Annotated in this window: 15 protein-coding genes; 8 read left to right on the plus strand and 7 right to left on the minus strand. The window is 75.1% G+C overall.

Annotation, left to right across the window (positions count from 1 at the left end):
• Nucleotide 1: 1 nt before the first annotated feature.
• Nucleotides 2-1429, minus strand: a complete 1428-nt coding sequence (locus ACZ58X_RS02065; protein ID WP_470331727.1) for an amidase — start codon at nucleotides 1427-1429, stop codon at nucleotides 2-4.
• A 161-nt stretch (nucleotides 1430-1590) separates the two neighbouring features.
• Here ACZ58X_RS02065 and ACZ58X_RS02070 point away from each other — a divergent pair, with 161 nt between their 5' ends.
• The gene (locus ACZ58X_RS02070; RefSeq protein ID WP_470331728.1) at nucleotides 1591-2424 is read left to right on the plus strand and encodes an ATP-grasp domain-containing protein; all 834 of its coding nucleotides are present in this window, start codon (nucleotides 1591-1593) and stop codon (nucleotides 2422-2424) included.
• 6 nt (nucleotides 2425-2430) lie between these two features.
• On the opposite strand, the gene ACZ58X_RS02075 is transcribed toward ACZ58X_RS02070, so the two are convergent.
• Entirely contained in the window at nucleotides 2431-3297 is an 867-nt protein-coding gene (locus tag ACZ58X_RS02075) for an NAD-dependent protein deacetylase (RefSeq protein ID WP_470331729.1), read from the minus strand.
• Between the two features lie 268 nt (nucleotides 3298-3565).
• Between ACZ58X_RS02075 and ACZ58X_RS02080 the strand changes: the two genes are divergently transcribed.
• Nucleotides 3566-4732, plus strand: a complete 1167-nt coding sequence (locus ACZ58X_RS02080; RefSeq protein WP_470331730.1) for an alanine--tRNA ligase-related protein — start codon at nucleotides 3566-3568, stop codon at nucleotides 4730-4732.
• 171 nt (nucleotides 4733-4903) lie between these two features.
• On the opposite strand, the gene ACZ58X_RS02085 is transcribed toward ACZ58X_RS02080, so the two are convergent.
• The 3 genes from ACZ58X_RS02085 to ACZ58X_RS02095 all read right to left on the minus strand — a co-directional run bounded on the left by ACZ58X_RS02085 (nucleotide 4904) and on the right by ACZ58X_RS02095 (nucleotide 7090).
• Nucleotides 4904-5305, minus strand: a complete 402-nt coding sequence (locus ACZ58X_RS02085; protein ID WP_470331731.1) for a pyridoxamine 5'-phosphate oxidase family protein — start codon at nucleotides 5303-5305, stop codon at nucleotides 4904-4906.
• Nucleotides 5306-5378: 73 nt separating this feature from the next.
• On the minus strand, nucleotides 5379-6008 hold the full coding sequence (locus tag ACZ58X_RS02090) for an MBL fold metallo-hydrolase (RefSeq protein ID WP_470331732.1): 630 nt from the start codon (nucleotides 6006-6008) through the stop codon (nucleotides 5379-5381).
• Nucleotides 6005-7090, minus strand: coding sequence for an S-(hydroxymethyl)mycothiol dehydrogenase (locus ACZ58X_RS02095; RefSeq protein WP_470331733.1), 1086 nt, complete (start codon nucleotides 7088-7090; stop codon nucleotides 6005-6007). Before ACZ58X_RS02095 ends, ACZ58X_RS02090 begins: the two co-directional genes overlap by 4 nt.
• A gap of 624 nt (nucleotides 7091-7714) precedes the next feature.
• Between ACZ58X_RS02095 and ACZ58X_RS02100 the strand changes: the two genes are divergently transcribed.
• The gene (locus ACZ58X_RS02100; RefSeq protein WP_470331734.1) at nucleotides 7715-8935 is read left to right on the plus strand and encodes a cytochrome P450; all 1221 of its coding nucleotides are present in this window, start codon (nucleotides 7715-7717) and stop codon (nucleotides 8933-8935) included.
• Nucleotides 8932-9207 (plus strand): ferredoxin, encoded by a 276-nt coding sequence (locus tag ACZ58X_RS02105; RefSeq protein ID WP_470331735.1) that lies wholly within the window; start codon nucleotides 8932-8934, stop codon nucleotides 9205-9207. Before ACZ58X_RS02100 ends, ACZ58X_RS02105 begins: the two co-directional genes overlap by 4 nt.
• A 110-nt stretch (nucleotides 9208-9317) precedes the next feature.
• Here ACZ58X_RS02105 and ACZ58X_RS02110 read toward each other — a convergent pair whose 3' ends face one another.
• Together ACZ58X_RS02110 and ACZ58X_RS02115 are read right to left on the minus strand one after the other, a co-directional pair.
• On the minus strand, nucleotides 9318-10547 hold the full coding sequence (locus ACZ58X_RS02110; protein WP_470331736.1) for a phosphotransferase family protein: 1230 nt from the start codon (nucleotides 10545-10547) through the stop codon (nucleotides 9318-9320).
• 146 nt (nucleotides 10548-10693) lie between these two features.
• Nucleotides 10694-11722, minus strand: a complete 1029-nt coding sequence (locus ACZ58X_RS02115) for a helix-turn-helix transcriptional regulator (protein WP_470331737.1) — start codon at nucleotides 11720-11722, stop codon at nucleotides 10694-10696.
• 342 nt (nucleotides 11723-12064) lie between these two features.
• Here ACZ58X_RS02115 and ACZ58X_RS02120 point away from each other — a divergent pair, with 342 nt between their 5' ends.
• From ACZ58X_RS02120 to ACZ58X_RS02135, 4 genes are all read left to right on the plus strand, one after another.
• The gene (locus ACZ58X_RS02120; RefSeq protein ID WP_470331738.1) at nucleotides 12065-13426 is read left to right on the plus strand and encodes an IS256 family transposase; all 1362 of its coding nucleotides are present in this window, start codon (nucleotides 12065-12067) and stop codon (nucleotides 13424-13426) included.
• Between the two features lie 346 nt (nucleotides 13427-13772).
• Complete coding sequence (locus tag ACZ58X_RS02125; protein WP_380405231.1) at nucleotides 13773-13931, plus strand: hypothetical protein; 159 nt, start codon at nucleotides 13773-13775, stop codon at nucleotides 13929-13931.
• A 107-nt stretch (nucleotides 13932-14038) separates the two neighbouring features.
• The gene (locus tag ACZ58X_RS02130) at nucleotides 14039-14251 is read left to right on the plus strand and encodes an MbtH family protein (RefSeq protein WP_375891657.1); all 213 of its coding nucleotides are present in this window, start codon (nucleotides 14039-14041) and stop codon (nucleotides 14249-14251) included.
• A 168-nt stretch (nucleotides 14252-14419) separates the two neighbouring features.
• Nucleotides 14420-24163 carry an amino acid adenylation domain-containing protein gene (locus tag ACZ58X_RS02135; protein WP_470331739.1) on the plus strand — a complete coding sequence of 3248 codons (9744 nt, stop codon included), beginning with the start codon at nucleotides 14420-14422 and terminating at the stop codon, nucleotides 24161-24163.
• Nucleotides 24164-24336 lie beyond the last annotated feature (173 nt).

Genomic DNA, 24336 nt, shown 5'->3' on the forward strand with positions numbered 1-24336 from the left:
GCTACTGCCGCGGGTCGATCGGCGTCAGCGTGCCGAAGCGGCGTTCGAGCACCTCGGCGGCGTCCAGGCACTGGTCCTCGCGGTACATCCGGCCGATCAGCTGGAGGCTCTGCGGCAGCCCGTCCGCGAACCCGCTGGGCACGTTCACCGCGGGCACCCCGATCAGCGAGGTCACCGCGCACACGGCCCTGGGCAGCGTCAGCCGGGCGTGGCCCTCGGCGTCGGTGTCCTCGGAGAACACGTCGACCCCGGGGACGGGGTGCGGGCAGGTGGGCGTGAGGAGCAGCGGGTGGGTCTCCAGCAGCGCGGCCCAATCGCGCTGCAGGCCGAGCCGGACGCCGGTCTGCCGGAGGAACTCGCCGAGGTCGGTGTGCGGGGTGCGTTCCAGGAACAGGTCGAGGTTGCGGGCGCCCTTCTCGGTGAGCAGCTGGCGGATCCGGGACCAGTTCAGGCCGAACTCGGTCATGATCAGCTTGCCGTAGCACTCCAGGGCCTCGAACAGCCGGGGGATCCTGACCTCCTCGACCGCGTAGCCGGCCTCGGCCAGGGCCTCGGCGGCCTCGACGGCGGCGGCGCCGATCTCGGGATGGACGCCGATGCCGGCCGGGTCGACCACGACGCCGACGGTGATCGGGCGGGTGGGGCGGGGCCCGCGGAGGGGGGCCGGGACGGTCCTCGGGTCCTCCGGGTCGGCGCCCGCCAGCACCTCGAAGGCGGCCCGCAGGTCGGCGACCGAGCGGGCGAACGGGCCGTCGACCGGGACGAGTTGGGAGGCCAGCATCGGCTCCTGGCCGAGGATGCGGTGGTCGGCGGCGAAGCGGCCGTAGCTGGGCTTGAGCCCGGCGACCCCGTTGAACGCGGCGGGCAGTCGGACCGAGCCGCCGGAGTCGTTGCCGAGGCCGAGCGCCGCCATGCCGACCGCGACGGCCACCCCGTCGCCGCCGCTGGTGCCGCCCGGGCTCCTGCCTCTGTCCCACGGGTTGTAGGTCCGGCCGTAGAGCTGGCTCTCGGCGTCGGAGGAGATCGACAGGTCGGACATGTTGGCGTGGCCGATCGGGATGGCGCCCGCGGCGCGCAGGCGGCGCACCGGCGGGGCGTCGGTCGCGGCGACGTGGTCGCGGAACCTGGGCACGCCGTGGGTGGTCGCCCGGCCCGCGACGCGGATGTTCTCCTTCACGGTGAACGGCACCCCGGCCAGCGGGCCGAGCGGCTCGCCGGCCGCGCGGCGCCGGTCGGTCTCCCGGGCGGCCTCGCGGGCGGTGTCCGCCAGCAGCTGGGTGACGGCGTTGACGGCCGGGTTCACGGCCGCGATGCGCTCCAGGTGGCTCTCCACCACCTCGGCCGCCGTGAGCTCGCCACGGGCGACGGCGGCGCCCAGTTCGGTCGCGCCCCGTTGCCACGGGGCGGTGGTGGTCGGTGCGGCACTCATCGTGTTTCCCCTCCGATTCGTTCCGATGCGCTTGCATCGCATCGCGGGTCCATCACACCGCGCCCCGGGAACCGATGCAAGCGCATTACTACGAACCCGCAGCGGATCCGTCCGACCCGTCGGCGTTAGGGTGAACGGATCGAATGATCATCAGGAGAGTCATGACCGCCGCCAAGCCCCGCGTCCTGCTCGTCACCGACCTCGCCTACCAGGCCCGGGGGCGCCGGTACTGCGACGAGGACATCCAGCTCTCCACCCGGCTGCGCGAGGACTTCGACCTCGCCCTCTGCCACCCGCTCGACGCGGCCGCGCTGCTGGACCGCTTCGACCTGGTCCTGGTCCGCAACAGCGGTCCGGTGCTCAACCACCGCGCCGCGTACGAGCGCTTCCGGGAACGGGCACTCGACCGCGGCACCCGCGTCTACAACCAGCTCACCGGGAGCGCCGACCAGGCCGGCAAGGAGTACCTGCTCCACCTCACCGCCACCGGGCACCCCGTCATCCCCACCGTCGACCGGGTCGCGGACCTCGACCGGCTGCCCGAGGTGCCCGAGTACGTCGTCAAGCCGAAGCTCGGCGCCGACTCCATCGGCCTGCGGATCGTCCCCCGCGAGCGGCTCGACACCGTCGCGCAGGCCCGGGACGTCCTGATCCAGCCGCTGGTGCCGTTCCGCTACGAGGTCTCGTTCTACTTCGTCGACGACGCCTTCCAGTACGCCCTGCACGCCCCCGACCCGGAGCGGCGCTGGCACCTCGAACCGTACGAACCCACCGCCGCCGACCTGGAGTTCGCCCGGCGCTTCATCGCCTGGAACAGCATCGAGCACGGCATCCAGCGGGTCGACGCCTGCCGCACCCCGGAGGGGGAGCTGCTCCTGGTCGAGCTGGAGGACCTCAACCCCTACCTGTCGCTCGACCTGGTCGGCCCGGCCGTCCGGGACCGCTTCGTCGACGCCCTCAAGGCCGCGCTGCACGCCTTCGTCGGGTCGTCCTGACGCCCGTCACGCGACCCGGACCCGCCGGGCGGCCTCGGTCAGCACCGCGCCCAACGGCAGGCCGACCCGGGCCACCGCCAGCTCGTCCCCGCGGGTCGCGCCCTGGTTGACGATCACCACCGGCGTGCCCGCGCGGGCCGCCCGGCGCACGAAGCGCAGCCCCGACATGACCGTGAGCGAGGAGCCCAGCACCAGCAACCCCTGGGCCGCGTCGACGAGTTCGAAGCAGCGCTCGACCCTCGGCCGGGGCACGCTCTCGCCGAAGAAGACCACGTCCGGCTTGAGCACTCCCCCGCACACCGCGCACGGGGCGACCCGGAAGGCGGCCACCGACTCCGGCGCCAACTCGGCGTCGCCGTCCGGGTTCACCCGGGCCGGGCCGTCCCGGAAACCGCCGTTCAGCGCCTCCAGCCGGCGGTCCAGCTCGCTGCGCGGGCTGGTCCGGCGGCAGTCCAGGCAGACCACCCGGTGCAGCCCGCCGTGCAGTTCCACCGCCGCCCGGGTGCCGGCCGCGCGGTGCAGGCCGTCCACGTTCTGGGTGATCACCGCCGACACGTGCCCGGACCGCCGCAGTTGCTCCACCGCCCGGTGCCCGGCGTTCGGCTCGGCCCCCGCGATCGCCCGCCAGCCGACGTGGCTGCGCGCCCAGTACCGCTGCCGGGCCGCCGCGCTCCCGGTGAACTCCTGGAAGGTCATCGGCGCCGCGCGCCGCCGGCTGCCCGTCTCGCCCCGGTAGTCCGGGATCCCGGACTCGGTCGACAGGCCGGCCCCGCTGAGCACCACCGCCCCGCGCCCGGCCAGCAGCCGCACCAGCGCCGCCAGGCCGGCCGCATCGGCCGCCGTACCGCCGGGAGTCGTCGCGAGCGCGTCCATGCCGTCCAGGGTAGGACGGCGGCCCGGAAACCGGTGGTCCCCGGTGGGGCCGGGGCGTTACCCTCGGGGGCATGGACGTCATGGACCGAAGCACCGGCGCAGCCGCGCGAGCCGCCAGCTCGCCGGTTGCCGCCGCCTGACGTACCCCCCTCCCCCGGCGACCGGAAACGGTCCGCCGGTGGTGTTCCCGGGGCGTTCGCTCCCCCGGTCCCGATGATCGCGCGGCTCGTTCTCCGGCGCCTCCCTCCCCCGAGAAGGAGCCACCGCCATGAACACCGACCAGCTCGTCCGCGTCTTCACCGAGTACTTCGAGGACCGCGGCCACCGCCGGATCACCGGCTCCACCCTGCTGCCCCCGCCCGGCGACCCGGTGCTGTTCACCACCTCCGGCATGCACCCCCTCACCCCGTACCTGGAGGGCCGTCCGCATCCGCTCGGAAGGCGGCTGGTCAACCGGCAGCGGTGCCTGCGCACCACCGACCTGGACGAGGTCGGCGACCGCACCCACCTCACCGTCTTCGAGATGCTGGGCAGTTGGTCGCTCGGCGACTACGAGGGCCCGCAGAGCCTCGACTGGGGCTACGGACTGCTCACCGACGGCCTCGGCATCGACCCGGGCCGGCTCCACGTCACCGTCTTCGGCGGGGACGACCGGGTCGGGCCGGACACCGGCTCGCTGGAGCTCTGGCAGGACCGCGGGGTCCCGGTCGAGCTGACCGTCGAGGACAACTGGTGGTCCAACGGGCCGACCGGCCCCTGCGGCCCCGACTCGGAGATCTTCCTCTGGACCGGCGACACCCCGCCGCGGTCGACCCCGACCGAGGACGACCGCTGGGTGGAGGTGTGGAACCACGTGATGATGCGTCACCGCCGGCTCGACGACGGCTCGCTGGTGCCGCTCCCCCAACGCAACGTGGACACCGGGCTCGGCCTGGAGCGGCTCTCCTCGCTGCTCCAGGGCCGCTCCTCGGTCTTCGAGTGCGACGTCTTCGACCCCTGGCGCCGCCTGCTGCCGCCGCTGTGGCAGCTGGACGAGCCGTCGCTGCGCCTGGTCTGCGACCACCTGCGCTCGTCCGTCGTGGTGATCGGCGACGGCGTCCGCCCCGGCACCACCGGCCGCGGCTACGTGCTGCGCCGCCTGGTCCGCCGGGTCCTCACCGTCCTGCGCCGCGACGACCCGCAGCGCGGGCTCGGGGACCTGCCGCAGGAGCTGGTGCGGCACACCCTGGACCGCTTCGGCCAGGACGTGGACCCGGAGTCGGTGCGCCGGGTGCTGCTCGACGAGGAGCAGCGCTTCGACCGCCTGCTGGAGCGCGGCCGCCGGCTGCTCTCCCGCCCCCGCTACCGCGGCCCGCTCGGCGAGGACGACCTGCGCTACCTCCACGACACCCACGGCCTGCCGCGCGAGCTGGTCCTCGAACTGCGGTCGCGGTGACGGACGGCGGCGGGGCGGGACGGTCCGCCGTACCGTTCCGCCCCGGTACGTGGAGTACGCGGCGGGGCGGATCACCGGCCGATGACGGCTCCGCCGGCACGGACGTCGCCCGGCCGTCGGACGCGGGACCGGTCCGGCGCGGCGCACGGGCGGGGCGCGGGAGGGGTGGGGTCAGGCGCGGCCGAGCACGGCGGTGACGGTGATCTCGATGACGACCCGGTCGGGGTTCTCGCGGGGCGGGCGGTAGCGCTCGGCGTAGCGGCGCTCGGCGTCGGCGACCTGCTCGGCCGAGTCGCGCAGCACCGCGACGCCCTCCAGGGTGGACCAGCGGGCCCGGTCCACCTGGCAGACCGCGACGCGCAGGCCCTCGGGGCCGGCCGCCGCCACGTTGCGGGCCTTGCGGCTGGTGCGGCTGGTGATCACCCGGGCGGTGCCGGTCTCCGGGTCGAAGGTCACGCCGACCGGCACCACGTGCGGCGTGCCGTCGGGCCGGGTGGTGGTGAGGGTGGAGATGTGCCGCTCGCGCCAGAAGGCGAGGAAGGCGTCGTCGAGGTCACGCGGGTCATGGGCCATGATCGCGATCGTACGGCCCCCGGGGCGGCGTACTCCCCGGGGGCCGGACGGTGGGTGGCCTGCGGCCGGGGCCTCAGTGGCCGCGGGCGATCCACTCCGGCAGGGCCGGGGCCTCGGCGCCGATGGTGGTCGGGTCGCCGTGGCCGGTGCGCACCACCGTGTCGGCCGGGAGCGACAGCAGCCGCTCGCGGATGGACTCGATGATGGTCGGGAAGTCCGAGAAGGAGCGTCCGGTCGCGCCCGGGCCGCCGTGGAAAAGGGTGTCGCCGGTGAACACGGTGCCGAGGCCGGGGGCGTGGAGGCAGACCGCGCCGGGCGCGTGGCCCGGGGTGTGCAGCACGGTCAGCTCGGTGCCGGCCACCTCGATCCGCTGCCCGTCGGCGAGTTCGCCGTCCGGGAGCCGCTCGGGGTGGGTGAGCTTCCACAGCGGGAGGTCGTCCGGGTGCAGCAGGATCGGCGCGCCGGTGCGTGCGGCCAGCTCCGGGGCGGCGTCGACGTGGTCGTTGTGGGCGTGGGTGGAGACGATCGCCAGCAGCCGGCGGCCGCCGAGGGCGGCCTCGATGGCCGCGGCGTCGTGCGCGGCGTCGATCACCACCGCCTCCTCGTCGTCACCGACGATCCAGACGTTGTTCTCCACCTCCCAGCTGCCGCCGTCGAGTTCGAAGGTCCCGGCGGTGACCAGGTGGTCCACCCGGGCGGTCACAGGATCACCACCGAGCGGAGGACGTCGCCGTGGTGCATGCGCTCGAAGGCCTGCTCCACCTCGTCGAGCCCGATCCGCTCGGTGACGAAGGCGTCCAGGTCCAGGCGGCCCTGGAGGTGGAGGTCGATCAGCATCGGGAAGTCCCGGGAGGGCAGGCAGTCGCCGTACCAGGAGGACTTGAGCGCGCCGCCGCGGCCGAAGACGTCCAGCAGCGGCAGTTCCAGGGTCATCTCCGGGGTCGGCACGCCGACCAGGACGACGGTGCCCGCGAGGTCGCGGGCGTAGAAGGCCTGCTTGTACGTCTCGGGGCGGCCGACGGCCTCCACCACGACGTCGGCGCCGTTGCCGCCGGTCAGCTCGCGGATCGCCTCGACCGGGTCGGTGGTGCGGGAGTTGACGGTGTGGGTGGCGCCCAGGGAGCGGGCCTTCTCCAGCTTGCGGTCGTCGATGTCCACCGCGATGATCCTCGCCGCGCCGGCCAGCCGGGAGCCCATCACGGCCGCCCCGCCGACGCCGCCGCAGCCGATCACGGCGACGGTGTCGCCGCGGCCGACGTTGCCGGTGTTGATCGCGGCACCGAGGCCCGCCATCACGCCGCAGCCCAGCAGGCCCGCGACGGCCGGGTCGGCGGCCGGGTCGACCTTGGTGCACTGGCCGGCCGCGACCAGGGTCTTCTCGGCGAAGGCGCCGATGCCCAGCGCCGGGGACAGCTCGGTGCCGTCCAGCAGCGTCATCTTCTGCTTCGCGTTGTGGGTGGCGAAGCAGTACTGCGGGCGCCCACGCTTGCAGGCCCGGCACTGGCCGCACACCGCACGCCAGTTGAGGACGACGAAGTCGCCCGGCTCGACCTCGGTGACGCCCTCGCCCACCGACTCCACGACGCCCGCGGCCTCGTGGCCGAGCAGGAACGGGAACTCGTCGTTGATGCCGCCCTCGCGGTAGTGGAGGTCGGTGTGACAGACGCCGCACGCCTGGATCCGCACCACCGCCTCGCCCGGACCCGGATCCGGCACCACGATCGTGGTCACCTCCACGGGTGCGCCCTTGGCGCGCGCGATGACTGCCTTGACCTGCTGGGCCATCCGATTTCCACCTCCGTCGGCCGGTACGGCTACGCACCGGCGTGACCTGCGACAAACGACTGCGGGAGAACTCTAGAAGCACTTCCGAAGGAGTGCCTACGAAGGGTAGCGCCCGCCCGGCCGGGCGCACGTGCCACCGGCATGCCCGGCAGTCCTGCCGGGCCCAACCGGCGCTCGCCCCCGCGCGGCCCCGGCGCGGCCCCCGACCAGGGGCGCGCGGGCGGCGCCGAGCGCCCGTCAACGTGCCACGAACTGCCCGGAAAGCGCCGCCGTTGGCTGGAAGTGCCGCAGACGGGCACCCCGCCGTCCACGTACGGTCGTAGCAGAGACGGTCCACGCGACCACGCTCAGCACACCCGCCCCACCTGACGGCACGCCACCGCGCGCCGCTCGTGCCGGGCGCGTACCGACCGTACGCCCCCGCACGTTTCGCGCCATCCCGCGCCATCCCGCGCACGGGCCCGCGCCCCCGCGCGGGCAGCGTGCCCGGTCCCACCACGTCCCACCGCACCGCCGGCCCCGAGTCGAGCCGCCCCGGCCGAACCGCCCGTCCCCGCACGAACCCCGGATCCACCCCCCGTCGGGCCGCCCCGCGCGGTCCCTGCCCTGGAGTCTGGAGTACGGATGTCCACCGAGAACAGTGCGACCGGTGCCGGCACCGGCACCGCCCCGCTCCCCCCGATGCACTGCCTGCGCCACCTGGAGCCCGGTCCGCCCCGGCTCACGGCGCTGCCCACCGGCACGCCGGTCTGGCTGGTCAGCCGGCACGCCGACGTCCGGCAGGTGCTCACCGACCCGCGGCTCGGCCGCGCGCCGCTCTACGCGCCGGACGCCCCACCGCTCATGGTCACGCCCAACATCCTGGACGACCCGCAGAGCATGCTGAACATCGACGGCACCGAGCACCAGCGGCTGCGCCGCACCGTGCAACGGGCCTTCACCCCGCGCGCGATCGCCCGCTGGAAGCCCTGGGTCGCCTCGGTGATCGAGTCGCTGATCGACGAACTGATCGACCACGGCTCGCCCGCCGACATCGTCGCCACCTACACCCGGCCGCTGCCGGTCCTGGTGATCAGCCGGCTGATGGGCCTGGACAACCTCGACAGCAAGCGGCTCGCCCACTGGAGCGACCACGCGCTCTCCACCACCGCCTACAGCGCCGAGGCGATCGCCACCGCGATGACCGAGTTCGCGGGCTTCGGCGCCGAGGTGATCGCCGAGCGCCGCGCGGAACCCGGCGAGGACCTGGTCAGCAGCCTGCTGGCGGCCGCCGCCGAGGACGGCTCGATCACCGAGGGGCAGCTGATCGCCCTGGTCATCGGACTCGTGGTGGCCGGTCACGAGACCACCATGACCAGCCTCGGCAACGCCCTGGTCTACCTGCTCCAGGACGGCCGGGACGCCTGGCAGCGGCTCGCCTCCGACGAGGCCAGCGCCGCCGCCGCGACCGAGCAGATCCTGCGCGCCGTACCGCTCGGCGACGCCGCCGAGCACATGCCCGGGCTGCTGCGCCGCACGGTGGAGGACGTCGAGATCGGCGGGGTGGTCATCCCGGCCGGCAGCGTCGTCGCCGCCGACACCGGCGCCGCCAACCAGGACCCGGAGGTCTTCACCGGGGACCTGCGCACCGAGCTGTTCTCCCCGCTGGCCGCACCGATGCTCACCTTCGGCGCCGGACCGCACCACTGCCTGGGCGCCTGGCTGGCCCGGATGGAACTGGAACTCGCCCTGCACCGGCTGGCCCGCCGGCTGCCCGCGCTGCGGATGGCCGACACGGCCCAGGACATCGACTGGCGGCGCGGGCTGCTCACCCGCAGCCCCAACACGCTGCGGGTCACCTGGTGACGGGCCCGACCGGGCCCGCCGACGCCGCGCCGGCCGAACCCGTGCTGGTCCGGGTCGACCGGGACCGCTGCATCGGCTCCGGGATGTGCGCCCTGAGCGCCCCCGAGTCGCTGGCCCTCGACTCCGACGGGCAGGCCCGGCCGGTGGCCGGGTACGCCGACGGCGGAGCGGAGTTGACGGACGGGCTGACCGAGGCGGTGGAGTTCTGTCCGGTCGAGGCGCTCACCCTGCTCTCGGCCCGCGGCGGCCACCGGATCGAACCGCCCGAGTGACGCGCCGGACCGGGTGGCCGCGTAGCCCCGTGACCCGTGATCCCGGTGGCGCCTGCTGAGACTGCGGCAGCAGGCGCCACCGGGCCGGACGGTCAGCACGGGGAGAACGGTCAGGACGTGGCGGCCAGGGCGGCGCGCAGTTCGGCGGCCGGGTCGCCCTCGTGGTACGGGCGTTCGCTGGGCTCGATGTGGTCCAGGAACTCCTGGTAGCGCAGCGCGTAGAACACGTGGTGGAGCGGAGCGGCGAGTTCGAGGGCGCGGTGCGGGTCCGAGCCCGGGGCGTGTGCGCGCCAGGCCGCCGTCCAGACCTCGGCGTGGTGGCGCCAGGCCGCCGGGGTGAGGTAGGCGCGGGGGCGCAGCCCGTCCAGGGCCGGGTGGCCGAGGCAGGCGTCGGCGTAGTCGACCACGACCGGGCAGGCGTCGCCGGTGCGCCAGTTGCCGGGGTGGAAGTCGCCGTGCAGCAGCGTCTCCGGGAGGCCGCAGGCGGCCAGTTCGTCCAGCAGCGCGGGCAGTTCGGCAGCGAACCGGCGCAGCCGGTCGCGTTCGGACGCGGTCAGGTCGGTCTCCGCGGGGAGCCGGTCCAGCAGCGCCGTCAGCTGGGCGTGCAGGGTGGCGGGCGTGCGGTCGCGCAGCCCGGCCAGGGCCGTGGGCCGCCGGGCCAGTGCGGCCTGGGCGGCGACGAAGCGCGGGACGACGTCGGCGACGGTCGCCTCGCCCGGGCTCCAGCAGTCCTCGCCGGGGACGTGGTCGAGCAGCAGTCGGCCGGCGGCCGGGTCGGCGGCGAGCACCGGCGGGACGAGGGTGGGGTCGACGCCGCCGAGCAGCGCGATCACCTCTCCCTCGGCGGCGTTGAACTCCGGGCCGGTGGTCTTCAACCAGGCGTCGGCCCCGACGGGGGAAGGGAAGCGGAAGAGGCCGGACAGGTTCCAGGTCCGGATCTGCCGCGCCGGCCCGGTCGGCCGGCCGAGGTCGGCGAGCCGTTCCCGCGCCCAGCCGAGCGCCGCGCGCAGCCCGTCCGGGGTGGCCCAGGCGGCCCGCCGGGCGGCGGGGGCCAGCAGGGCGGCCGTCCCGGCGTCCGGCGGGCGGGGTGTCAGGGTGGCGGGTGCCCGGAGCGCCTCGGCGTGGTAGCGGACCCGGCCGCCGTGGCCCGGGTCCGCGCTGTGGCCGTCGAGCAATCTGGTCACCAGCACCGGCACGCCGGCCAGTTCGGTGGCCCGGGCGACCACGCCGTCCACCGCGGACCACCAGCCGAGGTCCGTCTCGAAGGGGCCCAACTGCCCGTAGTAGGCGCCTCCGTGGGTGAGGTCGACGGTCACGGTCCGGCTGTTCGCTCGCTGCATCCGAGCAGCTTCGCCCACGGAGCGAGGTGGAGGCGAGCGGATTTCCCCGGGGCCGGACGGGCCCGTCGCCGGGGCCCGTCCGCGAGGCTGCGCTGCCCGAAGCCTCCTGGTGGGGTTCCCGCCCGGCCCGTCCCACCCGGGAGCTGTCACCCGGGAGCTGTCACCCGGGAAGCTGTCACCGGGGCCGACGTCAGGTCGTCGAGCGGCTCGTCCAGGACGCCTTCGCGCGCGATGATGTAGCCGAGGTGGCCCCGGCTGCGGCTGCCGAGGAGCTCGCTGGCCTTCTGGATGTGACTGGAGACCGTACGGGTGCTCATCCCGAGGCGGGTGGCGATCGCCTCGTCGGTGAACCCGTTGACCATCAGCCGCAGGACGTTGCGGCGGGTGCGGTCGGTGAGCAGCTGGGGGCGGTGGTGGCCCTCCAGGTAGGTGACGGGCTCGGCGCGCTCCCACATCAACTCGTAGATCTTGAGCAGGTACTCGACCAGGGGCGGGAACTGGATGAGCACCGCGGCGGCCTCGCGCTGGGCGCCGGCCGGGATGAAGGCGGTGGAGCGGTCGCAGATGATGATCCGGTCGAAGACCTCGTTGAGGGTCCGCACCTGGGCGCCACGGGCGGAGACCTGCTCGATGTAGGCGAGGGTCGGGCCGTGCGAGCGGACGGTGTGCTGGTACAGCGTGCGCTGGCGGACGCCGCGTTCGGCGAGGGCGAGGTCGCGCGGGAGGGCGGCGGCGAGGTGGTCGGCGCCGCGGCCGCCGCCGGGCTGCGCGGTGCGCAGTTCCTCGGTGCAGGCGGCGACGGCCTTCTCCAGCGCCGGGTTGATCTCCTCGCCGGCCAGCAGGCGGATCGGGAGCTGGGCCTGTCTCATCACGTCGCGGTACGCGTGCTCGGCGGCGGTGAAGGCGGTGCGCAGTTCGGCGAGCTGCTCCTGGTGGGCCAGCACGGCGAGTTCGAGCGGCCGGGTCAGGCCGGTGACCGCGAGGTCGGGCGGGACGGCGGCGAGCCGGTGCCCGGCGCCGGGCAGGGTGCGCAGCAGGCCCATGCTGAGCAGGCATTCCGGGGCCTGTCCGGCGCTGGCGCCGCCCTCGGCGAGTGCGAGCCGGTAGAACTCGACCCCCCGGTCACACAGTTGGGGTGTCCCCTTTTCCGCGCTGGTGTCCTGGGATAGGCACATCTGGGCATCCTTCCGGCTTCGGCATTGCGCTTTCACGAATGCCCGCACCGGCAACAGCCAGACGTCCGGAAGGGCAGGATGGTGCTCACCTGCCGTGCGGACGCATCCCCCCCGGGCCACGACAGCCGCGAGTGTACGCCCTAAAGGCGCGGAAATCAGCGGTTGACGGCGAAACCGGGCATGCCCGGCAACGGCGTCCGACGGTGGTGACGGCGAGGACGACCGTACCCGGCCACGGTAACGGGCGGATGGCCGCCGCATGGCGCGCGTCGCCCCGTCAGGGCGGCCGGAGCGAAGGGCCGGTGGACCGGCCCGGCCGACGGACGGACGGAGGGCACCCCCTTGTTGCGAGCTGATCCCGACCCGCCCCCGCCGATGGAGCGGCCCGGCCCGGTGGACCCGACCGGGCTGGTGGATCCGGCCGCCCTGGTGGACCCTGCCGGCCTGGTGAACCCTGCCGGCCTGGTGGACCAGCGGCTGGTGCGGCAGCTCGCCGAGGCGGCCGCGGCCCAGGTCGGCGCGGGCTCGGTGCAGTTGCTCGGCGACGGCGGCCTGCTCCAGGCGCTGGCCAAGCAGTTGATCGAGCGCGCGTTGGAGCTGGAGTTCCAGGAGCACCTGCGCGGCCCGGGCACCAACAACCCCACGGGGGCGGCCGGCGGCCCGGGCGGCTCCGGCGGGCCGGCCGGCCACCGCGGCCCCAACGGCCCGAACGGCGCCCGGGCCAGGCGGTTGCTGACCGAGATCGGGCCGGTCGAGGTGCGGGTCCCCCGGGACCGGGAGGGCAGCTTCGCCCCCCGTACGGTCCGCCCCCGGGCCCGCCGGCTGCCCGGGCTGGACCGGCTGGTGGTCTCGCTCACCGCACGTGGCCTCAGTTCGGGCGAGCTGGTGGCGCACCTGGCCGAGGTGTACGGGGTGGAGATCAGCCGGGAGACCGTCTCGGTGATCACCGACCAGGTGCTCGAGGAGCTCGCCGACCGGCGCGGGCGCCCGCTGGACCCGGTGTACCCGGTGGTCTTCGTCGACTCGGTGCGCAGCGGGCGTTCGGGCGGCCCGCTGGTGCACCTGGCGCTGGGGATCTCCACGGACGGGCTGCGCGAGGTGCTGGGCCTGTGGCCGGCCGCGGACGGCGAGCAGTGGCCGCAGGTGCTGGCCGGGCTGGCCGAGCGCGGGGTGCGCGAGATCTGGGTGCTGGTCGGCGCCGCCGGTGCGGGGCTGGCCGAGGCGGCGGCCGCGCGGTGGCCGCGCACCGTGGTGCACACCTCGGTGGCGCACCTGCTGCACGCCGCGCTGCGGCACGCGCCGGGCGAGGACTGGGGCGGGCTGGCCCGGGTGCTGCACGAGATCTGTACCGCGCCCACCGAGGCGGCGGCGCTGGAGCGGCTGGGCCGGGCCGAGCGGGAGTGGGGTCCGGGCCACCGCGAGGTGTTCCGGGTCTGGCGGGCGGCGTGGCCGCTGCTCGCCCCGGGGTTCCGGTTCGGTCCGGAGGCGCGGCGGCTGCTGGCGGGCGGGGGTGCGCTGGAGCGGCTACACGCCCGGCTGCGCCGGATCGAGCAGGCCGCGGGGCGGGTGCGGGACGAGCGGGCCGCGCTCAAGCGCGTCTACCTGGCGACCCTCGCCCTGGAGTCGCCGGCCGGGGCCCGCCGGCCGTGGACCGGGGACTGGCCGGCCGTCCGCGCGGAGTTGCGCCGGGGCGCTCGGCTCTGACGCCCAACTCCCTTGTATTGAGCAGTAGTTGAGATGGTCTCTGTAAGACCGGCAGCGAGCTGCCGTGGGCGCTCCCGACCTCCCCGACCCCGCACGCCCGACCTCCGGGGTGGGTTCCGGCCACGGGCCGGGCCTTCGTGCGCCCGCCCTCCCACCACTGATCTGACAGACCCAGGTGCTCATTGCATCAGTTCTGCCCGATTTTGACACAGTCTGTTCACGCTTCCGGTTCCCGCATTGCGTGATCCCGATAACGGCCAGAGCTTCCACGCCAGTTTGGGCCTCGGCAGGATTCATTCACAGCGAGGAGCGCACACACCGCCCGCCTCAGGAAGAGGAATTCGCCATGACGAATCTTGCCGTTCGCATTCACAAGATGCTCGGGATTCTCGCCGTTCTGCTGGTCGCCGGGATCGGCCTCCAGATCCATGCCGCACCGTACCAGTCCACCGTTGCCGCAGGTCCCTCGGCCGTGCACGGGGACGACTCCGGCTGGGGCCCGTGAACGCACTGGGGCGAACTCGGTGAACCGCCGACCGACATGAGCCGTTCACCGCGCGCCGAGGAAATTCCCCCCTCCTCGCAATTCTCCGAACAGAGAGGAAACCGACGATGGCGAACCCGTTCGACGACCCCGAGGCCGACTACCTCGTCCTGGCCAACGACGAGGGCCAGCACTCGCTGTGGCCGGTGTTCAGCCCGGTGCCCGACGGCTGGCACCAGGTCTTCGGCGCGGCCCGCCGGCCGGAGTGCGTCGAGTACGTGGAGCAGAACTGGCAGGACCTGCGGCCGAAGAGCCTGGTCGCCCACCTGAGCGGCCACTGACCGGCCACTGAGCGGCCGCCCACTGACCGGCCCGTCCACTGAGCGGCCGTCACCGGCGGTCCGTCACCGGCGGTCCGTCACCGACTGTCCGCCGTACGGCCACCGGCCCACCACGCCGACCGGGCCGACCGCCCGCGGGTCACGCAGCAACGAGGGAGAGAGAAGCAGATGTCCGGGGACCAGCAGACGCACAGAACCGACCCGCGGCCGGGACCGGCCGAGGCGCTCTGTCGACTGTTCGCGGAGGTGCTCGGCCGGGAGTCGGTCGACCCCGCGGCGGGCTTCTTCGAGCTGGGCGGCGACCGGCCCGCCGCCGTACGGCTGCTGGCCCGGGTGCGCACCGAGCTCGGGTTCCGGGTGCCGCTGCCGCTGCTGCTGGACGCCCCGACCCCGGCCGGCCTGGCCACCCGGCTGGCCGACCCGGCCCCGGCCGCTCCCGACCCGCGCCCGACCCTCAGTGCCCTGGTCGACGCCCAGGTCGCCCGTACCCCGGACGCCCCCGCGCTGTACGCCGGGTCCACCACCCTCACGTACGCCGAACTGGACGCCCGCGCCAACCGGTTGGCCCGGGTGCTCGCCGCCCGCGGCCTGGGCACCGAGGACGTGGTCGCGCTCGCCCTGCCCAAGTCCCCCGAGGCGGTCGCCGCGATCCTGGCCGTGGCCAAGACCGGCGCCGCCTGGCTGCCCGCCGACCCGGCCTACCCCGCCGAGCGGCTGCGCCACATGCTCACCGACTCCCGCGCCGCACTGGTGCTCACCACCGCCGGCACCGCCGAGCGGCTGCCCGACACCGGCGCCCCCCGGCTGCTGCTCGACTCCCCCGGGCACCTCGCCGACCTGGCCGACCGGCCCGGCACCCCGTTCACCACCGCCGAGCGGGTCCGGCCGCTGAGCGCCGACCACACCGCGTACGTCATCTACACCTCCGGCTCCACCGGCCTGCCCAAGGGCGTGGCCGTCACCCACACCGGGCTGCCCAGCATGGTCGGCACCCAGGTCGCCGTCACCGGCCTCGGCCCCGGCAGCCGGGTGCTCCAGGCCGCCTCGCTCAGCTTCGACGTCTCCGTCTCCGACCTGGCCGTGGCGCTCACCACCGGCGCCGCGCTCGTCCTCCCCGGCGAGCAGAGCCAGCTGGTCGGCGAGGCACTGGCCGAGCTGATCGACCGGTACGGCGTCACCCACGCCGACGTCGCCACCGCGATGGCCGCCACCCTGCCGGACGCCCCGCTGCCGACCCTGCGCACCCTGATCGGCGGCGGCGAGGCCATCCCGCGCGAACTGGCCGCCCGGCTCGGCCGGGACCGGCTGATGCTCAACAGCTACGGGCCGACCGAGACCACCGTCATCGTCACCATGAGCGAGCCGCTCACCGGCACCGAGCAGCCCCCGATCGGCCACCCCTGCCAGGACGTACGGATCCACCTGCTGGACGAGCGGCTGCGCCCGGTCGCGCCGGGCACCGTCGGCGAACTGTACGTCTCCGGCCCGCACCTGGCCCGCGGCTACCTGGGCCGCCCCGGCCTGACCGCCGACCGCTTCGTCGCCTGCCCGTTCGGCGCCCCCGGCGAGCGGATGTACCGCACCGGCGACCTCGGCACCCTCCGCCCGGACGGCCAGCTGGACTTCCTCGGCCGGGCCGACGACCAGGTGAAGATCCGCGGCTTCCGGGTCGAGCTCGGCGAGATCGAGCAGACCCTCTCCGCCCACCCCGGGGTCCGGCAGGCGGTGGTGGTGGTCCGCGAGGACCGCCCGGGCGAGCGACGGCTGGTCGGCTACACCGTCGGCACCGCCGACCCGGCCGAGCTGCGCGCCCACTGCGCCGGGCAGCTGCCCGACCACATGGTGCCCGTCGTCGTGGTGCTGGACCGGATGCCGCTGACGCCCAACGGCAAGGTGGACAAGCGCGCCCTGCCCGCGCCGGCGCTCGGCGCCGCCGAGGAGGGCGGCCGGGCCCCGGCCGGCGAGGTGGAGCACACCCTCGCCCGGCTCTTCGCCGAGGTGCTGGGGCTGCCCCGGGTCGGGGTCGCCGACTCCTTCTTCGAGCTCGGCGGCGACTCCATCGTCGCCATCCAGCTGGTCTCCCGGGCCCGGCGGGCCGGACTCCGGCTCACCCCCCGCGCCGTCTTCGAGGCGCCCAGCGTCGAGGCGCTGGCCCTGCTCGCCCGCCCGCTGGAGGGCCCGGTCGCCGCCGAACCGGCCGGGGCCGGCCTCGGCGAGGTGCCGCCCACCCCGATCGTGCACTGGCTGTCCCGGCAGCGGGGCGCCGTCGGCAGCTTCTACCAGTCCACCCTGCTCACCCTCCCCGCCGGGACCGGCCACCGGGACCTGACCACGGCCCTCCAGGCCCTGCTCGACCGCCACGACCTGCTGCGCGCCCGCACCTCCCCGCTCGCCGAACGCCCCTGGACGCTGCACGTCCCCGCCCCCGGCGCCGTCCGCGCCGAGGGCGTGCTGCGCACCGCCACCGGCCCGGCCGACCCGGACGCCCTGCGCGCCGCCACCGAGGCCGCCCGCGACCGGCTCTCCCCCGAGGACGGCCGGATGCTCCAGGCCGTCCGCTTCGACACCGGCCCGGACCGGCCCGCCCGGCTGCTGCTGGTGATCCACCACCTGGTGGTGGACGGCGTCACCTGGCGGATCGTCGAGGAGGACCTGCTCGCCGCGCTCACCGCCGCCCGCGCGGGCCGCACGCCCGAGCTCCCGCCGGTGCCCACCTCCTTCCGGCGCTGGGCCCAGCGCCTCACCGCCGAGGCCCGCACCGACCGCCGGGCCGCCGAACTCCCGTACTGGCAAGCCGCACTGGCCACCCCGGACCCACTGCTCGGCGAGCGCCCGCTGGACCCGGCGAAGGACACCTACGCCACCGGCGGCACCCTGCGCGTCGTACTCCCCGCCGACACCACCCAAGCCCTGCTGACCGAGGTCACCGCCGCCTACCACGCTCAGGTCAACGACGTCCTGCTGACCGCGCTGGCCCTCGCCCTCACCCACTGGCGCGGCGACTCGACGGACCCCGACGGCGCCGTGCTGGTGAACGTCGAGGGGCACGGCCGCGAGGAGGTGGTCGAGGGCGTCGACCTGCACCGCACCGTCGGCTGGTTCACCTCCGTCTACCCCGTCCGGCTCGCCCCCGGCCCGCTCACCTGGGCCGAGGTCACCGACGCCGGACCGGCGCTCGGCCGGGCCCTCGGCCTGGTGAAGGAGCAGCTGCGCGGCGTCCCCGACAACGGCATCGGCTACGGCCTGCTGCGCCACCTCAACCCGGCCACCGCCGAGGTGCTCGCCGAACACGCCGATCCCCAGGTCGAGTTCAACTACCTGGGCCGCTTCCAGCCCGAGGGCGTCAGCGCCGAGGACGTGCTCGCCGGAGCCGAGGCGATGACCGAGGGCGCCGCCCCCGACCTCGCGCTCGGCCGGGTGCTGGGCCTGGACGCCACCACCGTCGACACCCCGCAGGGCCCGCTGCTGGTCGCCCAGTGGTCCTGGGCCGGCGAACTGCTCCACGAGGGGCGGGTGCGGGCCCTCGCCGAGGCCTGGTTCACCGCCCTGCGCGCGCTCGCCGAGCACGCCGAACGGCCGGACGCCGGCGGGCACACCCCCGCCGACTTCCCGCTCGTCGCCCTCGGTCAGGACGAGATCGACCGGCTCGCCGAACTCCACGCCCCCGCAGGCCTGGTGGACGTCTGGCCGACCTCCCCGCTGCAACAGGGCATGGCCTTCCACGCCGCGTACGACACCGACGGCGCCGACGTCTACACCTCGGTCTGCACCTTCGACCTCACCGGCCCGGTCGACGCCGACCGGCTGCGCGCCGCCGCCGAGGCCCTGCTGCTGCGCCAGCCCAACCTCCGGGCCGGCTTCCACCAGCGCCCCGACGGACCGCCCGTCCAGGCCGTCCCGGACCGGGCCGAACTGCCCTTCACCGTCCTCGACCTGACGGGCCACGCCGACCCGGAGGCCGAGGCCGACCGGATCGCCGCCGCCGAGTACGGCCGCCGCTTCGACCTCGCCCGGCCGCCGCTGCTGCGCTACACCCTGCTCACCCTCGCCCCCGGCCGGCACCGGCTGATCGCCGCCGCCCACCACATCCTGCTGGACGGCTGGTCCACCCCGCTGTTCGCCGAGGAACTCTGGGCCCTCTACTTCCGGCAGCCGCTTCCCCCGGCCGCCCCCTACCGGGAGTACCTGCGCTGGATCACCCGGCGCGACGGCGCCGCCGCCCGCACCGCATGGGCCCGGGCCCTCGCGGGCGTGGACGAGCCCACCCTGCTCGCCCCCGGCCGCACCACCGCCGCCCCCCGGCTGCCGCTGCGCCTGCACACCGGTCTCACCCCGGCCGCCACCGAGGCGCTCGGCCGCACCGCCCGCCGCTACGGCGTCACCCTCAACACCCTCGTCCAGGCCGCCTGGGGCGTCCTGCTGGCCCGGCTCACCGGCCGCACCGACGTGCTCTTCGGCACCACCGTCTCCGGTCGGCCGCACGACCTGCCGGGCGTCGAGCGGATGATGGGCCTGCTCATCAACACCGTTCCGGTGCGGATCACCCTCGACCCGGCCGAGTCCTGGGGGCAGCTGCTGCTGCGCCTCCAGCACGAGCAGTCCGCGCTGCTGGACCACCAGCACCTCAGCCTCACCGAGATCCAGCAACTCGCCGGGCTGGGCAGCCTGTTCGACACCGTCACGGTGTACGGCAACTACCCCGACCCGTCCGCCCTGGACACCGCCGACCCGAGCGGCGCCACCCGGGTCACCCTGGTCGAGGACGTCGACAGCGCGCACTACCCGCTGCTGCTCGCCCTCACCCCGGGCGACGGCCTCCAGCTGCGGCTGGACCACCAGCCGGACGCCTTCGGCCCCGCCGAGGCCCGTACGCTGCTGGACCGCTTCCTCGCCCTGCTCGACCGGATCGTCGCCGACCCGGCCGAACTCCTCGGCACCGTCGAGGTGTTGACCGGGGCGGAGCGCGAGCAGCTGCTGACCGGCCGGCACGGACCGGTGGCGGAACTGCCCTCGGGCACCGTCCCCGAGCTGTTCGAGGCGCAGGCCGCCGCGACGCCCGGGGCGATCGCGCTGGTCGCGGGTTCCACCGAGCTGACGTACGCCGAACTCAACGCCCGGGCCAACGGTTTGGCGCTGCGCCTGGTCGCGGCCGGGGTGCGGGCGGAGACGCCGGTCGCCCTGCTGCTGGAGCGCTCCCCCGCGCTGGTGGTGGCCGTCCTGGCGGTGCTCAAGGCCGGCGGCAGCTACGTCCCGCTGGACGACGCCCAACCACGGGAGCGCCTCGCGGCCGTGCTGGCCGACGCGGGCGCCCGGATCGCCGTCACCGACCGCGACCACCCCGCGCTGGCCGGGCTGACCACCCTCGCCGTCGGTGAGGAGACCGCCGCCAACCTCGATCTCCCCTGGCGGGCGGCCCAGTTGGCCTATGTGATGCACACCTCCGGCTCCACCGGCACCCCCAAGGGCATCGGCGTCACCCACCGCTCGATCGTCGACCTCGCCCTCGGCGGCACCTTCGCGGGCGGCGCCCACGACCGCGTCCTGGTCCACTCACCCACCGCCTTCGACGCCTCCACCTACGAACTCTGGGCCCCGCTCCTCTCCGGCGCCCGCCTCGTCCTCGCCCCCGCCGGACGCCTCGGCGTCACCGAACTCACCGACACCATCCAGCACGGCGGCGTCACCGCCGCCTGGATGACGGTCGGCCTGTTCAACGTGCTGGCGGCCGAGGCTCCGCAGGCCTTCGCCGGGCTGCGCGAGGCCTGGACGGGAGGGGACATCGTCTCGCCGGCCGCACTGCGCCGGGTGCTGGAGCACTGCCCCGGGCTGCGGGTGGTGAACGGCTACGGCCCCACCGAGACCACCACCTTCGCCACCCACCACCGCATGACCACCCCGGCCGAGGTGCCGGGCACCGTCCCGATCGGCCGCCCGCTGCCCAACACCCGGGCCTACGTCCTCGACGCCGGGCTGCGCCCCGTCCCGGTCGGCATCCCCGGCGAGCTCTACCTCGCCGGACCCGGGCTGGCCCGCGGCTACATCGGCCGCCCGAGCCTCACCGCCGAACGCTTCGTCGCCGACCCGTACGGCACACCCGGAAGCCGGATGTACCGCACCGGCGACCTGGTGCGCTGGAGCACCACGGGCGAACTGGAGTTCGTCGGTCGAGCGGACGCCCAGATCAAGCTGCGCGGCTTCCGGATCGAACTCGGCGAGGTCGAGGGCGCGTTCACCGCCCACCCGGCGGTCGGCCAGGTCGTCGCCGTGGTCCGCGAGGACCAGCCGGGTGACAAGCGCCTGGTCGCCTACGTCACCGGCGGGGCCACCCCCGAGGACCTGCGCGCCTTCGTCACCGACCGCCTGCCCGGCTACATGCTCCCGGCCGCGATCGTCGTCCTGGACACGCTGCCGGTCACCCCCAACGGCAAGGTCGACCGCCGCGCCCTGCCCGCCCCCGACTACACCGGCACCCCCGAAGGCCGCGCCCCCCGCACCGGGGCCGAGCGGGCGCTGTGCGAACTCTTCGCCGGGGTGCTCGGGTTGGCCTCGGTGAGCATCGACGACGACTTCTTCGCCCTCGGCGGCCACTCCCTGCTCGCCACCAAGCTGGTCAGCCGGATCCGCACCGCCCTGGGCGCGGAGCTGCCGATCCGCACCCTCTTCGACCGCCCGACGGTGGCCGCCCTGGCCGCCGCCCTGCCGACCGTCGACACCCCGGCCCGTCCGGCGCTGCGCCCGCAGACCAGGCCCGCCCTGGTGCCGCTCTCCCCCGCCCAGCAACGCCTCTGGTTCATCGAGCAGTTCGAGGGCCCGAGCGCCCTCTACAACACCCCCGTCGCGGTCCGGCTCACCGGCGCGGTCGACCGCCCCGCCCTGGAACGGGCGCTGCGCGACGTGGTGGCCCGGCACGAGGTGCTGCGCACCCTCGTCCCGACCACCGACGGCCAGCCGCACCAGCTGGTCACCGACGCCCCCGAACTCCCCCTGCGGGCGGTGCCGGTGGCCTCCGAGGAGGCTCTGCGCGCCGCCCTGGCCGAGGCCGGCCGGGAGGTCTTCGACCTTGCCCGTGACCTGCCCGTCCGCGCCACGCTGTTCTCGCTGCCGCACGACGAGCACGTCCTGCTGGTGCTGATGCACCACATCGCCGGCGACGGCTGGTCCGTCGCCCCGCTCTTCCGCGACCTCGCCACCGCCTACCGGGCCCGTCACGCCCAGACCTCACCCGAGTGGCAGCCCCTGCCCGTCCAGTACGCCGACTACGCCCTCTGGCAGCGCGAGCTGCTCGGCGACCAGGAGCGGCCCAGCGCCCTGCTGAGCGCCCAACTCGCCCACTGGCAACAGGCCCTGGCGGACGCCCCGGAGGAGCTGGCGCTGCCCTACGACCGCCCGCGCCCGGCCGTGCCGACCCACCGCGGCGGCCTGGCCACGGCCGTCGTCGACGCCGAACTCCACGCCGCGCTCGCCGAGTTGGCCACCGGTCGACAGGCCAGCCTGTTCATGGTCCTGCAAGCCGCCGTCGCCACCCTCTACACCCGCCTCGGCGCCGGCACCGACCTCCCGCTCGGCACCCCCGTCGCCGGACGCACCGACGACGCCCTCGACGACCTGGTCGGCTTCTTCGTCAACACCCTGCTGCTGCGCACCGACACCTCCGGCAACCCGGGCTTCCGCGAACTCCTCGACCGCGTCCGCCGCACCGACCTGGACGCCTTCGACCACCAGGACATCCCCTTCGAGCGCCTGGTCGAGCAGCTCAACCCCACCCGCACCCCGGCCCGCCACCCGCTCTTCCAGACGCTCGTCGCCCTGGAGAGCCGCGCGGCCGTCCCGACCGCCTTCGGCGACCTGGCCTGCGCCGAGCACCCCTTCGAGCTGGACGTCGCCAAGTTCGACCTGTCCTTCCGCTTCACCGAGCAGGGCCCGCAGGCCGGCCTGACGGTGGCGATCGAGTACGCGACCGACCTCTTCGACCACACCACCGCCACCGCGCTCGCCGAGCGCCTGCTGCGGGTGCTGCGCGCCGTCACGGCCGACCCCGACGCGCCGATCGGCACCATCGACGTCCTCGGCCCGGCCGAGCGCGAACAACTGCTCACCGGCTGGAACGACACCGCCGTACCCGTCCCGGACGCGACCCTGCCCGAGCTGTTCGAGGCCCGGGCCGCCGCCACCCCCGACGCCCCCGCCGTGGTCACCGACGGCGGACGGCTGAGCTACGCCGAACTCGACGCCCGGGCCGAACACCTGGCCGCCGAGCTCGCCGAGGCGGGCGTCCGCGCCGACACCCCGGTGGTCCTGCTGATGGACCGCTCCGCCGAGCTGCTGACCGCCCTGCTGGCCGTCCTCAAGGCGGGCGGCAGCTATGTCCCGCTGGACGACCGGCACCCGGCCGAGCGGCTGCGGCGGATCACCGCCGAGACCGGGGCGGCGCTCGTCCTGGTCGACGCGGCCCACCGCGACCACCCGCTCGCCGCCGACGCCCCCTGCCCCGTCCTGACGCTCACCCCGGAGCGCTTCGACGGCCCGCTGCGGCGCCGCTCCCACCGCCCCGCCGTCCACCCGGAACAGCTCGCCTACGTGATGCACACCTCCGGCTCCACCGGAGCGCCCAAGGGCATCGCCGTCACCCACCGGGACGTCGTCCAGCTCGCCACCGACCCGTGCTGGCAGCACCCCGACGGCCTGCGGGTGCTGTTCCACGCCCCGCACGCCTTCGACGCCTCGACCTACGAGATCTGGGCGCCGCTGCTCTCCGGCGGCCAGGTGGTCGTCGCCCCGGCGGGCGACCTGGACGCGGCCGCGATCGGCGCGCTGGTCCGGGCGCACGGGCTCACCCACGTGCACGTCACCGCCGGCCTGTTCCGGGTCATCGCCGAGGAGGACCCGGGCGTCTTCGCCGGGGTGCGCGAGGTGCTGACCGGCGGGGACGTGGTCTCCGCGCCCGCCGTGCGCAGGGTGCTGGCGGCCGTCCCCGGGATCGGCGTGCGGGTGCTCTACGGCCCGACCGAGATCACCCTCTGCGCGACCCAACTGCCTCTGCCCACGGCCGATTCGGTGCCGGACACGGTGCCGATCGGCCGACCGATGGCGAACACCCGGGCGTACGTCCTGGACGACGGCCTCCAGCCCGTCCCGGTGGGTGTCCCCGGCGAGCTGTACGTCGCCGGAGCCGGCCTGGCCCGCGGCTACCTCGACCGCCCGGCCCTCACCGCCGAACGCTTCGTCGCCTGCCCGTACGGCGGCAAGGGCGAGCGCATGTACCGCACCGGCGACATCGTCCGCCGCACCGCCGAGGGCGTGCTGGAGTTCCTCGGCCGCGCCGACGACCAGGTGAAGATCCGCGGCTTCCGGATCGAACTCGGCGAGGTCGAGGCCGCCCTCACCGCCCACCCCGCCGTCCGCCAGGCCCTCGCCCTGGTCCGCGAGGACCAGCCCGGCGACAAACGCCTGGTCGCCTACGTCACCGGCGACGCCACCCCCGGCGAACTGCGCACCTTCGTCACCGACCGCCTCCCCGGCTACATGCTCCCGGCCGCCGTCCTCGTCCTCGACGCCCTCCCCGTCACCCCCAACGGCAAGGTCGACCGCCGCGCCCTGCCCGCCCCCGACTACACCGGCACCCCCGAAGGCCGAACCCCCCGCACCACCCAGGAGCGGAGCCTGTGCGAGCAGTTCGCCCAGGTGCTCGGGCTGGCCTCGGTCAGCATCGACGACGACTTCTTCGACCTCGGCGGCCACTCACTCCTCGCCACCAAACTGGTCAGCCGGATCCGCACCGCCCTGGGCGTCGAGATGACGATCCGCACCCTCTTCGACCACCCCACGGTCGGCGAGCTCGCCGACGCGCTGCCCGCGGCCCGCAAGGCCCGGCCCGCCCTCCGGCCGATGCGCCGGCCCGGCGGCCCGGCGTAGGCCCTCACCGGTCCACGCAGGTCCACGCAGGTCCGCGCAGGTCCACGCAGATCCTCACCGGTCCGCGCGGGTCCGCACAGATCACCGCTCGTCGCAGGTCGGGCGGGGCCACCGGCCGTCCCCGGTGGCCCGACCGCCCAGTCCCCACTCAGCACGTCATCCGTCGGAGGCAG

The sequence above is a fragment of the Kitasatospora sp. NPDC040550 genome (genome assembly GCF_055594965.1).

Excerpts from the sequence above, each read along its gene's own strand:
- ACZ58X_RS02070 (WP_470331728.1), top strand. The coding sequence starts at position 1,591 with ATGACCGCCGCCAAGCCCCGCGTCCTGCTCGTCACCGACCTCGCCTAC.
- ACZ58X_RS02115 (WP_470331737.1), bottom strand. The coding sequence starts at position 11,722 with ATGTGCCTATCCCAGGACACCAGCGCGGAAAAGGGGACACCCCAACTG.
- ACZ58X_RS02075 (WP_470331729.1), bottom strand. The coding sequence starts at position 3,297 with ATGGACGCGCTCGCGACGACTCCCGGCGGTACGGCGGCCGATGCGGCC.
- ACZ58X_RS02085 (WP_470331731.1), bottom strand. The coding sequence starts at position 5,305 with ATGGCCCATGACCCGCGTGACCTCGACGACGCCTTCCTCGCCTTCTGG.
- ACZ58X_RS02100 (WP_470331734.1), top strand. The coding sequence starts at position 7,715 with ATGTCCACCGAGAACAGTGCGACCGGTGCCGGCACCGGCACCGCCCCG.
- ACZ58X_RS02065 (WP_470331727.1), bottom strand. The coding sequence starts at position 1,429 with ATGAGTGCCGCACCGACCACCACCGCCCCGTGGCAACGGGGCGCGACC.
- ACZ58X_RS02080 (WP_470331730.1), top strand. The coding sequence starts at position 3,566 with ATGAACACCGACCAGCTCGTCCGCGTCTTCACCGAGTACTTCGAGGAC.
- ACZ58X_RS02135 (WP_470331739.1), top strand. The coding sequence starts at position 14,420 with ATGTCCGGGGACCAGCAGACGCACAGAACCGACCCGCGGCCGGGACCG.
- ACZ58X_RS02095 (WP_470331733.1), bottom strand. The coding sequence starts at position 7,090 with ATGGCCCAGCAGGTCAAGGCAGTCATCGCGCGCGCCAAGGGCGCACCC.
- ACZ58X_RS02130 (WP_375891657.1), top strand. The coding sequence starts at position 14,039 with ATGGCGAACCCGTTCGACGACCCCGAGGCCGACTACCTCGTCCTGGCC.
- ACZ58X_RS02110 (WP_470331736.1), bottom strand. The coding sequence starts at position 10,547 with ATGCAGCGAGCGAACAGCCGGACCGTGACCGTCGACCTCACCCACGGA.
- ACZ58X_RS02125 (WP_380405231.1), top strand. The coding sequence starts at position 13,773 with ATGACGAATCTTGCCGTTCGCATTCACAAGATGCTCGGGATTCTCGCC.